Source organism: Myxococcus sp. AM010 (genome assembly GCF_013372585.1).
Lineage (GTDB): Bacteria > Myxococcota > Myxococcia > Myxococcales > Myxococcaceae > Myxococcus > Myxococcus vastator.
In genome coordinates this window covers 1-12,923 of the sequence record NZ_JABXEO010000134.1, presented here as the reverse complement: position 1 = coordinate 12,923, position 12,923 = coordinate 1, and the positions used below count along the sequence as shown (strand labels likewise).

Here is a 12,923-nt window from a genome sequence, read left to right as displayed (position 1 = left end):
AGGGCACCAGGAGCCGGCGTACCTGGTGAAGCTGATGAAGGCGGAGGGCGTGACGACGGTGCACTTCGTGCCGTCAATGCTGCGCGCCTTCGTGGAGGAGCCAGGGCTGGAGGGGTTGGGAAGCCTGCGGCGGGTGGTGTGCAGCGGCGAGGCGCTGAGCGCGGAGCAGGTGAAGAAGGCGTATGCGCGGCTGCCCGCCCCGGTGCGGGTACACAACCTCTACGGGCCGACGGAAGCGGCGGTGGACGTCACGTACTGGCCCTGCCCGCGTGGCGAGGACTTCCACCGGGTGCCCATTGGCCGCCCCGTAGCCAACACGGTGCTGTACGTGCTGGACACGCACGGGCAGCCGACGCCGGTGGGCATTTCGGGTGAGCTGCACATTGGCGGCGTGCAGGTGGGGCGCGGCTACTGGCAGCGGCCCCAGTTGACGGCGGAGCGCTTCATCCCGGACGCCTTCAGCGGCACTCCGGGGGCGCGCCTGTACCGCACCGGAGACGTGGCGCGGTGGCTGCCGGACGGCACGCTGGAGTACCTGGGCCGGGCGGACTTCCAGGTGAAGCTGCGCGGCTTCCGCGTCGAGCTGGGTGAAGTCGAGGCCGTGCTTCGAGCCCACCCCGAGGTGCTCGATACCGTCGCCTTGGTGCGCGAAGACGCCCCGGGCGATCAGCGCCTGGTGGCCTATGTCACGGGAGAGCCGGCGCCGGACGTAGCGACGCTGCGGGCACGGCTGGCCGAGCAGCTACCGGCTCACATGGTGCCGACGGCCATCGTGACGCTGCCATCCCTCCCCCTGTCTCCCAACGGCAAGGTGGACCGCAAGGCCCTGCCTCAGCCGGTGGCCACCCCTGTCCCTGGGTCCGCTGCCCCGCCCGTTCAAGAGCGCATGACTCCGTTCCAGCAGCGTGTCGCCGCCCTCTTCCGTGAGCTCCTGCGCGTGGAGCGCGTGGGCCTGCACGACGACTTCTTCGCGCTGGGAGGTCACTCGCTCCTGGCTACGCAGCTCATCTCCCGGCTGCGCACGACGTTCGGCGTGGAGCTGTCCCTCAACGCGCTCTTCGACGCGCCCTCCGTGGCCCGCGTCACCGAGCTCGTCGAGGAAGGCATGCTCATGCGCGCCAGCGCGCCCCAGCTTCCAGCGCTCCGGCCCGTGCCGCGCGACGGGAACCTGCCGCCGTCCTTCGCGCAGCAGCGCCTGTGGCTCATCGACCAGCTCCAGCCCGGTGGCAGTCAGTACAACCTGCCGGGAGCGGTCCGGCTGGAAGGCGCGCTGGACACCGAGGCCCTGCGGCGCGCGCTGGAGTACCTCGTCAGACGTCATGAGCCGCTGCGCACCTGCTTCGTCATGCGTGACGGTGACCCCCTCCAGGTCATCCACCCCGCGACGGACCAGGCGCTCCCGCTGAAGGACCTCACCGGACTGCCCCAAGACGACCGGGAGGCCGAGGCGCGCCGGTTGGCCGCCACGGAGGCGGGACAGCCGTTCGATTTGAGCGCGGGCCCGCTCCTGCGCACCCTGCTGTTGAAGCTGGACGCCGAGCTACACGTGCTGGTGCTGACCATGCACCACATCGTGTCGGACGGCTGGTCGCTCGGCGTCATCGTGCGCGAGGTCGCCGCCGCCTACGACGCGTTCGCCCAGGGCCGAAGCCCTGCGCTGCCACCGCTGCCCATCCAGTACGCGGACTTCGCGTCGTGGCAGCGGCAATGGCTCCAGGGCAAGGTGCTCACCGCGCAGGTGGACTGGTGGAAGGAGCAGCTCGCCGGCGCGCCCCAGGTGCTGGATCTGCCCACCGACAAGCCGCGGCCCACCCAGCGCTCGCAGTTCGGCGAGCTCCACCCCATCCACCTGCCCCAGGACGTGGTGGCGCCGTTCCTCGCGCTCGCGCGGCAGGCGGGAGGAACGCCCTACATGGCGCTGCTGGCCGTGTGGCAGGTGCTGCTCGCGCGCTACAGCCGGCAGGAGGACCTGCTCGTGGGCTCGCCCATCGCGGGCCGCCGCCACGGCGAGGTCGAGGGCCTGGTCGGGTTCTTCGTCAACACCCTGGTGCTGCGGGCCCGGGTCCGTCCGCGGGACTCGTTCCGCGCGTTCCTCTCGCAGGTTCGTGACACCACCCTGGCCGCGTACGAGCACCAGGACCTGCCCTTCGAGAAGCTGGTCGAGGAGCTCCAGCCGCGCAGGGACCTGGGCCGCAATCCGCTGGTGCAGACCTTCTTCTCGCTGATGAACACCCCCACGGGGCCGATGCGGGCCACCGGCCTCACGCTGCGGCCGGCGGACGTGGACATCGCGACCTCGCGCTTCGACCTGGGCCTTGTCCTCATGGACGACGCCGAAGGTCTGCGCGGCGCCATCGAGTACAGCACCGACCTCTTCGACACCGCCACCGTGGCCCGCCTCGCCGGGCACCTGCGCGTGCTCATGGCGTCCGTAGCCGCGGCGCCGGACCAGCCGCTGGGCACGCTGGAGCTGCTCACCCCGGGCGAACGTCAGCAGCTCCTCAAGGAGTGGAACGACACCTCGGCCCGGTACGACGGCGCTGGCGGCACCATCGCGGAGGTCATCGCGCGGCACGCCTCCCTGCGCCCGTTCGCCGTGGCGCTGGAGTGTGGTGACGAGACGCTGACCTTCGAGCAACTGGACTCGCGGGCCAACCAGCTCGCGAACCTGCTCCGGTCGCGCGGCGTGAGCACGGAAGTGCTCGTGGCCGTGAGCCTGGACCGGGGCTCGGCGTGGGTCATCACGATGCTGGCGGTGCTCAAGGCTGGCGGCGCCTTCGTGCCGCTGGACGCGTCGTACCCCGCGCAGCGGCTGGCCATCATGCTGGAGGATGCGCCACCGCAGCTGCTGCTCACGTCGCGGGCCAACCACGCGAAGCTGCCGCTCCCCGATGGCGGGCTCCCCACCCTGCTCCTGGAAGAGGCGGACCTGTCGGAGTGGCCCACCACGCCGCTTGTGTCCGACGTGGGCCCGAACCACCTGGCCTACGTGATGTTCACGTCCGGCAGCACGGGCCGCCCGAAGGGCGTGGGCATCCCGCACCGGGGCGTGCTGCGCCTCATGCACAGCGAGCCCTTCATCCGCTTCGGCGTCCGGGAGACGGGGCTCGTCATGGCGCCCGCCTCGTTCGACGGCTCGGTGATGGAGCTGTGGCTCCCGCTGCTCAACGGAAACCGTGTCGTCCTCTATCCGCCGGAGGCGCAGGCCAGCGACCTGGACACGCTGTCCCGCGTGGTGGAGCGCCACGGCGTCACGCTCATCCACTTCCCCGCGGGCCTGTTCTCGCAGGTGGTGGAGCACCGGACCGACCTGTTGAAGAAGCTGCGGGCCATCCACGTAGTGGGTGACATCCTGTCCGCACCGCATACGCGGCGCACGCTGACCACCACCGGAGTCCCCGTCTCCAACGGCTACGGCCCGACGGAGAACTCCATCATCTCCACGAGCTACACGGCCTTCGAGGGCTCGCAGGTCGGGGCCTCCGTGCCCATTGGCCGGCCGGTCTCGAACACGCAGGCCTACGTGCTGGATTCGCAGCTCCAGCTGGTGCCCGTGGGGGTGCCCGGCGAGCTGTACGTGGGCGGTGAAGGGCTCGGGCGCGGGTACGTGTCGCGGCCGGACCTCACGGCGGAGCGCTTCATCCCCGCTCCCTTCGCCACGCAGCCCGGCGCGCGCCTCTACCGGACGGGAGACCTGGTCCGCTGGCGCCCGGACGGCACGCTGGAGTTCATTGGCCGCACCGACAACCAGGTGAAGGTGCGTGGGTTCCGCATCGAGCTGGCGGACGTCGAGGCCGCGCTGCGCACCCAGCCAGGCGTGCTGGAAGCCGCCGCCGTGGTCCGCGAGGACGTCCCGGGCGACAAGCGGTTGGTGGCCTACGCCATGGGCCGCGATGACGCGCCGCTGGAGGTCGCGGCGCTGCGCGCGGGCATGCGTCAGCGGCTCCCCGAGTACATGGTTCCGTCCGTCTTCGTGGTCCTCCCCATGCTGCCGCTGAGCACCAGCGGCAAGGTGGACCGCAAGGCGCTCCCGGCGCCGGACAGCGCCTCCACGGGCCGCGATGGCCAGTTCGTGGAGCCGTCCAGCCCGCTGGCGCAGCAGCTCGCCGCGCTGTGGGCGAAGGAGCTGGGCACGGAGCGCATCGGCCTCCATGACCACCTCTTCGACGACCTGGGCGGGACGTCCCTGTCGGTGGTGCGCATCGCCAAACGCATGCGGGAGGCGTTGAACCGGGAGGTGCCGGTGGTGTGGCTGTTCGAGCACCCCACCGTGGACGCGCTGGCCGCCGTCCTGGAGCGCGACGCGAAGGTGGATGAGGCCCCCGCCGCCGCTCCCACGCGGCTCCAGCCTGGCTCCGAAACCAGCAACGCCGAGGCGAACCCCACCTCGGGCTCTGGCCTGGTCGCCATCGTGGGCATGTCGGGCCGCTTCCCGGGTGCCAGCTCCGTCCAGGACTTCTGGCGGAACCTGCGCGACGGCGTGGAGTCCATCTCCCGCTTCACCCCCGAGCAGTTGGAGCGGCTGCCCGGCCTGCCCGAGGGCGTGGAGCTGTCGCAGCACCCGGCCTTCGTCCCGGCCGGCGGCGTCCTGGACGGCATCGAGGACTTCGACCCGGGCTTCTTCGACCTGTCGCTGCGCGAGGCGCAGTGGATGGACCCGCAGCAGCGGCTCTTTCTCCAGACGGCGTGGTCCGCGCTGGAGGACGCGGGCATCGACCCGGAGCGCACGCCCGAGGCCATCTCGTTGTACGCGGGCGCCATCGACTCCGGCTACAAGGACGCGGTCCGCGCCACGCTGCCGCTGGACGGCGCGGCGCTGTTCGAGCTCTACGGCACCGCCACCCATGAGAGCCTGGCCACCAAGGCCTCGTTCAAGCTGGGGCTCACCGGTGAGAGCGTCCTCGTGTACACGGCGTGCTCCACGGGGCTCGTCGCCGTCCACCTCGCGTGTCAGAACCTGCTGGCGGGCCGCTCGGGTGTGGCGCTGGCGGGGGCCACGCGCATCGCCGTCCCGCAGCGCACCGGCTACGTCTACCAGGAGGGCATGATCCTCTCTCCGGACGGCCATTGCCGGAGCTTCGACGCGAACGCGCAGGGCACGGTGTCCGGGAACGGCGTGGCGTGCGTGGTCCTCAAGCGGCTGGAGGACGCGCAGCGGGACGGCGACTCCATCTACGCCGTCATCCGGGCCACGGCGACGAACAACGACGGGCGCTACAAGTCCGGCTACACCGCCCCCAGCGTCCAGGGGCAGGCGGCGGTCGTCGCCCAGGCGCTCGCGCGCTCCGGCGTGCGGGCCCAGGACATCGGCTACGTGGAGACCCACGGCACCGCGACGCCGCTGGGCGACCCCATTGAAGTGGCCGCGCTCCAGCGCGCCTACGGCCTGGGCGCCGAGCACCGGGGCACCATCGCCCTGGCCTCGCTGAAGAGCAACATGGGGCACCTGGACACGGTGGCGGGACTGGCGGGACTGATGAAGGTCGCGCTGTCCCTGCACCACGGCGAGGTGCCGCCCAGCCTGCACTTCGAGCGGCCCAATCCGCAGATCGACTTCGACGCCAGCCCCTTCTTCGTCAACACCACCCTGCGGCCGTGGCCGAGGACCGAGACGCCGCGCCGCGCGGCCGTCAGCTCCTTCGGCATTGGCGGCACCAACGCCCACGCAGTGCTCGAGGAGTCCCCCATGGCGCACAGCGGCTCCACCACGCGCTCGCACCAGGTCGTCACGCTGTCCGCCCGCTCCGCCGAGGCGCTGGAGGCGGCGTCGCGGCAGCTCGCCGGACACGCGGAGGCCCACGCCGCGGACCTGTCCCTGGCGGACGTGGCCTTCACGCATGCCGTGGGCCGCAAGGCCTTCGAGTTCCGGCGCACCGTGGTGGCACGGGACGCCGCGGACCTGACGGCGCGGCTGCGCAAGCCGTACACGCCGGCGAAGGTGACGGACGCCGACGTGAACCGCCGCCGGGTGGCCTTCATCTTCCCCGGCCAGGGCGCGCAGCAGGCGGGCATGGGCCGCGAGCTGTACGAAGCGGAGCCGGCCTTCCGCGCGCATGCGGAGGCGTGCCTGGCGCTGCTGGAGCACGCGCTCCGGGAGCGGGTCCGCGAGGTGCTGTTCGCCGGGCCTGGGATGGACGCAGCGGCGGTGGCCGACACCCGCGCCGCCCTGCCCGCGCTGTTCACGGTGGAGTACTCGCTGGCGCGGATGTGGATGGACTGGGGCCTGCGGCCCTATGCCGTGCTGGGGCACAGCTTCGGTGAGTACGCCGCCGCGTGCGTGTCCGGTGTCCTGTCGCTGGAGGACGCGATGCGGCTCGCCGTGGCGCGCGGCGAGCTGATGCACCGCATGCCTCCGGGCGCGATGCTCGCGGTGGCGATGCCGGAGGCGCAGGTGCTGCCGCTGCTGACGGGGCGGCTGTCGCTGGCGGCCATCAACGCGCCGGACCGCTGCGTCGTCGCCGGACCCGTCGCGGAGGTGGAGCGGCTTCAGGAGGAGCTGCGCCGCCGTGAGGTGGGCACCGTGCGGATGCCCGCGCCGCATGCGTTCCATTCGGCGGACGTGGAGCCGCTGATGCCTGCGCTGGCGGAGGTGGTGAGCTCGCTCCAGCGCCATGCGCCGACGCTCCGGTATGCCTCCAGCGTCACGGGGCGTTGGGCCCAGGCGAACGAGCTGGCCCAGCCAGAGTACTGGGCGGCGCAGATGCGCCAGCCGGTGCGCTTCACGAACGCCGTGGGGGCCCTGCTCGAAGAGGGATGCAGCCTGCTGCTGGAGGTCGGCCCGGGGCAGGACCTGACGCCGCTGGTGCGTGCCTGCCTGGGACGCGACAAGGCGCGGGTCAAGGCGGTGGCGACGCTGCGCCGTGGCGGGACGAGCACGGAGCACGCGAGCCTGATGACCTCGGTGGGCGAGCTGTGGACCCTGGGCGCTTCGGTGGACTGGAGCGTCTTCTACGGCCACGAACAGCGGCTGCGCCTGCACCTGCCGACGTATCCGTTCCAGGAGAAGCGGTGCTGGGTGGAGGCACCGGCGCGGCCGGCGCAGACCGCCACTTCCGCGCTGGCGAATGGCGCGGGGCACGCGGCTGCCGTCGCGGCGTCATTCCAGTCCCCGGGCGGTTTCGCGACACCCGGCGCGGCTCAGCCTGCGGCGTCCACGTCGCTGGCGCAGGCGTCCGCGGGCTTCGCGACGCCCAGCGCCACACAGTCCGCTGCCCACGTGCCTGGCGGACAGAATGGCGCCTCGGTTCCGCCCCAGGCCCACGGCAGCCTCGCGGCCCCGCAGGCCACGTCGCCGCATCAGGCCCAGGGGACGCCCGCGCCCGCCGCCACGCCAGAGCGTGAAGATGCGCCCCGAGGCGACATCGAGGAGCGGCTGGCATCGCTCTGGCGCGAGCGGCTCGGCATGACGTTCGTGGGCCGCGACGACAACTTCCTGGAGATCGGCGGCAACTCGCTGATGGCCGCGCAGCTCCTCAACCAGGTGCGGTCCACGTTCGGCGTCCAGCTCCCGCTGGCCGCGCTGTTCGAGGCCCCCACCGTGGCGGGCATCGCGCAGCGCATCGAGCCCCTGCTGCGTCAGGCCCCCGCCGTGGAGACCTCGCGCGAGCTGCCCATCGTCCCGTTGCCGCGGAGCGAGCCCCTGCCCTTGTCCTTCGTGCAGGAGCGCGTCTGGCGCCTGGAGCAGCACCTGCCGGGGCTGTCCGCGTACAACATCCCGTTCGTCCTGCGGCTGGAAGGCGCCGTGGACGCGGTCCTCCTGGAGCGCGCCGTCCAGGAGATCATCCAGCGCCACGAGTCCCTGCGGACGACCTACGACGTGGTGGACGGCCGCCCAGTGCAGCGCTTCCACGCGCGGATGCACATCCCGCTGGTGCGCGTGGACCTCACCGGCGCCCCCGAGCACCGCGAGGCCGAGGCCATGCGGCTGGCGCGCGAGGACGCCGCGAAGCCGTTCGACCTGGTGAAGGGCCCCGTCGTCCGGACCACGCTGGTCCGGCTCGACGAGCGCCTGCACATCCTGCTGGGCAACATCCACCACATCGTCAGCGACACGCTGTCCATCTCCATCTTCATCCACGAGCTGTTCCAGTGCTACGCGGCCTTCCAGCAGGGACGTCCGTCTCCCCTGGCCCCGCTGCCCGTGCAGTACGCGGACTTCGGCGCATGGCAGCGCAAGGTCGTCGCCGAGGGGCGCCTCCCCGAGCAGGAGTCCTGGTGGCGTCAGCAGCTCGCCGCCATGCCACGGCAGCTCGGCGTCGCCACGGACCGGCCGCGCCCTCCGACGAGCCCGCTCACGTCGGTGCGCATGCCCGTGTCCTTCTCGGCCGCGCTGTCCCGCGAGGTGGCGGAGTTCGGAAAGCGTGAGGGCTACACGTCGTACATGATGGTGCTCGCCGCGTGGCAGGCGCTGCTGCACCGCTACAGCGGACAGACGGACATCATCGTCGGCACGCCCATTGGCAACCGCACCCGGCCGGAGCTGTTGCCGCTCATCGGGTACGTGGCGCACTCGGCCGCGTTCCGCACCAGCTTCGCGGATGACCCGACGTTCCTCGAGCTGATCGCCCGCGTGCGCCAGGAGGTCAACGACGTCCAGCTGCGTCCGGACGTGCCCTTCGAGCACCTCGTGGAGGCCCTCATCCCCGGCAAGGACATTGGCCGGGGCCGGTTGACGGACACCATCTTCGTCTTCCACACCACCGCGGGCGGAGCCGCCGCGGCGCTGGAGCTGACCGGTGTCCGCGGAACCATGATGGAGGTGCCGGACGCGCCGGTGCAGTGGGGCGCGACGCTGTCCGACCTGTCCCTGGTGCTCGGAGATGACTCCGGCCGCATCGGCGGCGCGCTGGAGTACGCCACGGAGCTGTTCGACGAAGCCACGGCCCGGCGCATGGTGGAGCACCTCCAGGTGTTGCTGGGCTCGGCGCTGGCCCGGCCTTCGGAGCGCATCTCCCGGTTGCCCCTGGCCACGGAGGCGGACCGGAGCGCGTGGCCCGCCCCCCTGCCCCGGCCCGTCTCCACGCCGATTCCCACGCGGCTGTCCCAGCGCGCGGCCCGTCAGCCGGGAGCCACCGCCGTCATGCAGGGCGCGACGTCGTGGACCTGGAGTGACCTCGCCCAGCGGGCGCGCGACGTCGCCGCTCGGCTGCGTGCGCTCGGCGTGCAGCCCGGTGAGCCCGTCGCCGTCTGCCTGAAGCCGTCCCCCGCGAAGCTGGCCGTCCTCTGGGGTGTCCTGGAGGCCGGTGGCGCCGTCGTGGCCGTGGGTCCCACGGACCTGGGACGCCTGTCGGACTTCGCGTCGTCCGGAGCCCGGGTGCCGGTGCTCATCACGTGGCGAGGCCTCATGACCGCCGCCCGGCTGGACGCGGCGCGGGTGCTCCACGTAGAGGACGCGCTGGAGTCTTCCGGTGCCCAGACGGAGCACCCCGCTCCGGCCCCGGAGGCGCTGGCGTGGCTGCTGCCCGTGGGCGCCAACCAGTCGCCGTGGGCCCTGGTGCACCAGGGGCTCACCGAGCTCTTCGACGCGCTCGACAAGCGGCTGCGGCCCGCGGAAGGCGCCACCTGGGTGGCCGCCGCGGAGTCCTCGGCGGAGCGCCCCGAACTGGAGGCCCTGTGGGCCCTGTCACGCGGGCTGACCGTGACGTTCCCGTCCGAGCAGGTGACGGCGCAGTGGGAGGTCCTCCAGGGCGGCGGTCCGCGCCAGGGCGCGATGGACCTGAGCCTCATCTACTTCGCGAACGATGAAGACTCGCTCGTCGGTCCGAAGTACGAGCTGTTGATCGAGGGCGCGAAGTACGCGGACGCCAACGGCTTCTCCGCGGTGTGGACGCCGGAGCGGCACTTCCACTCGTTCGGCGGCCTCTATCCCCAGCCCGCGGTGGTGGCGGGCGCGCTGGCCACCATCACTCGCAACCTGAGCCTGCGCTCGGGCAGCGTCGTCCTCCCGCTGCATGACCCGCTGCAAGTCGCCGAGCAGTGGTCCGTGGTGGACAACCTCTCCGGAGGCCGCGTGGGCCTGTCGATTGCGACGGGCTGGCACGTGGCGGACTTCACCTTCGCTCCGCAGAACTACGAGGATCGCCGCAACGTCCTCCTGCGGAACCTGGAGACGATCCGCACCCTCTGGCGAGGCGAGAAGCTCCGCCGTCCGGGTGGCGGCGGCGTCACGGTGGAGGTGGGCCTGCGGCCCAAGCCCGTCCAGAAGGACCTGCCCGTGTGGCTCACGGCCGCCGGCAGCCCGGAGACGTTCCGCCTGGCCGGCGAGGTGGGCGCTGGCGTGCTCACTGGTCTGCTCACGCAGTCACTGGAGGAGCTGAAGCAGAAGGTGGCGCTCTACCGCGAAGCCTGGCGCCGCAACGGGCACCCGGGCCGTGGCCACGTCGCGCTGATGTTGCACGCGTTCATCGGCGATGACGAACAGGAGGTGCTGCGCACGGTCCGCAAGCCGCTGCTGGGCTACTTCCGGAGCTCGGCGGAGATCTCCGCCTCGCTGCTGGCCGCGCAGGGCTACCAGGGCGAAATCGACAAGGTGTCCGAGGAGGACGTGAACGCCCTGCTGGAACACACCTTCGAGCACCACGCGAAGGGCACCGGCCTCATCGGCACGGTGGAGAGCGGCGTGCAGCGCCTGCTCCACGTCCGGGAAGCCGACGTGGACGAGGTGGCCTGCCTCATCGACTTCGGCCTGGACACGCCGGTGGTGCTGGAGGGCCTGCGCCGGCTGACCGCGATTCGCGAGCGGCTGGTGCAGGACGCCTCGCAGCGGAAGGTCCAGCGGCAAGCGGAGGGAACGCTCGCGGTGGACGAGCTGCTGGCGCTGGCCCGACAGTCGGGCGCCGTCCTGCTGCATGCCTCGGCGCGGCTGGCGCGCACGCTGGTGGAGCTGCCGCAGGCCCGCGAGGCCTTGGAGCCCGTGGGCGCGCTCGTCCTGGACGGCGCCTCCGCGGAGCTGGCCCTGTCGCTGCACCGGAACCTGGGCACGGAGGTCCTGCTCGCGGGTGCCGCTAGCGAGGGCGGCCTGCTGCCACGGCCTCCGACGGCGCGTATCCCCGAAGGGCTCCAGTCCTGGGTGTTGGACGCGGCCGGATTGCCGGTGCCCCCCGGGGTCGTCGGTGAGTTGGCCCTGGAGGGGGCTGGTCTCCCCTGGGACTTGTGGCGCGCCAATGAGCAGGAGCGCCGCCGTTTCGTGCAGCACCCGTCGAGCAGTGAGGCCCGGCTCTTCCGGACCGGGAGGCACGCGCGGCTCCGCGTGGACGGCCGCGTGGAGCACGTCACCCTGCCCGCCGCGCCCAAGGTGCAGGCCCCCGCGCCGAAGCCCAAGGCGCCCCCCGCGCCCTCGGTGCCCGCGCCGATGCTGCAACCCGAGCCCTCCGCGATTCCTCGCGTGTCCCGGAACCGGCCGCTGCCCCTGTCCTTCGCGCAGCAGCGGCTCTGGTACCTCCAGCAGCTCGATCCGAGCAGCACGGCGTACAACAATGGCTCCAGCTTCCGGCTGACCGGCCCGTTGAACGTCGAGGCGCTCCAGGCCGCGCTCAACGAGGTGGTGCAGCGGCACGAAGTCCTCCGCACGACGTACCAGCTCACGGAAGACGGCGCGGTCCAGGTCATCCACGCGGAGGGCTCGCTGCCGATACCCGTAGAGGACGTCCCCGGAGATACAGCGGAGGCGCGTGAAGCGGAGATGCTGCGGCGGTGCGCCGCGCTGGGGGCGATTCCCTTCGATCTGGAGAAGGGCCCGGTGGGGCGCGCGGTGCTGCTCCGCTTGGGGCCGGAGGAGCACGTCCTGAGCTTGATGCAGCACCATGTCATCTCCGACGCGTGGTGCACCCTGGTGCTGGGCCGCGAGCTGTCGGTGCTCTACGCCTGCTTCAGCGCGGGCATCCCCTCGCCGCTTCCGCCGCTGGAGGTGCAGTACGCCGACTACGCGGTGTGGCAGCGCCAGTGGCTGGAAGGCGCGGTGATGGAGCAGCAGGTCCGGTGGTGGAAGGAGCGGCTCACGGCTGTCCCCGCGCTGGAGCTGCCCACGGACCGGCCCCGGCCCGCGATTCAGTCATATGCGGGCGGCAGCTTCCGCTTCGAGCTGCCCGTCGACGTGTCGGAGCCCCTGCTCGCCTTCGGGCGGCGCGAGGGCGCCACGTCGTTCATGGTGCTCATGGCGCTGTTCCAGGCGCTGCTGGGGCGCACTGCGGGCCAGGAGGACTTCGCGGTGGGAATCCCCACGGCTGGACGTTCCCGGCCGGAGGTGGAGGGACTGCTCGGCTGCTTCGTGAACACGCTCGCGCTGCGTTCGCGGCTGGAGGGAGCACCGTCGTTCCGGGAGCTGCTGGGCCGCGTGAAGCGCCAGTCACTGGATGCGTTCGCGCACCAGGACGCGCCCTTCGAGCGCATCATCGAAGCGCTCCAGTTGCCGCGTGACCAGAGCCGCACGCCCGTGTTCCAGGCCGTCCTCAACGTGGTCAACACGCCCACCGTGGACGTGGCGCATCAATCATTGAAGTTGAGCCAGCTCGGCATCGAGGCGGATACCTCCAAGTTCGACCTGAGCCTGGAGATCGTCGAGCGCAAGAACACCCTGTTCTGTCGCTTCGAGTACGCGTCGAGCCTCTTCGATGTCGGCACTGTGGAGCGGCTCGCGGGCCATCTGATCGAGCTCGCCCGGGCCGTCATCGTCACGCCAGACCTGTCATTGCAGCGCGTGGCCATCCATTCGGAGGCCGAGCGCCGCCAGGTGCTGAAGGGCTTCCAGGGACGGGAGCTTGCGCCCGCGTCGGAGGCGACGATTCACGCGCTGATGGAGGCGCAGGTGGAGCGGACGCCGGACGCGGTGGCGGTGGCGTTCGAGACGGAGCGGCTGACGTACCGGGAGCTTGAGGCGAGGGCCAACCAGGTGGCGCACCACTTGAGGGCCATGGGGGTGGGGGCGG

The 12,923-nt window shown here is 71.9% G+C and carries 1 protein-coding gene; it reads left to right on the top strand.

The window, feature by feature from the left end:
* A partial coding sequence (locus HV826_RS34475; RefSeq protein ID WP_176421272.1) for a non-ribosomal peptide synthetase/type I polyketide synthase occupies nucleotides 1-12,923 on the top strand: 12,923 nt, incomplete at both ends.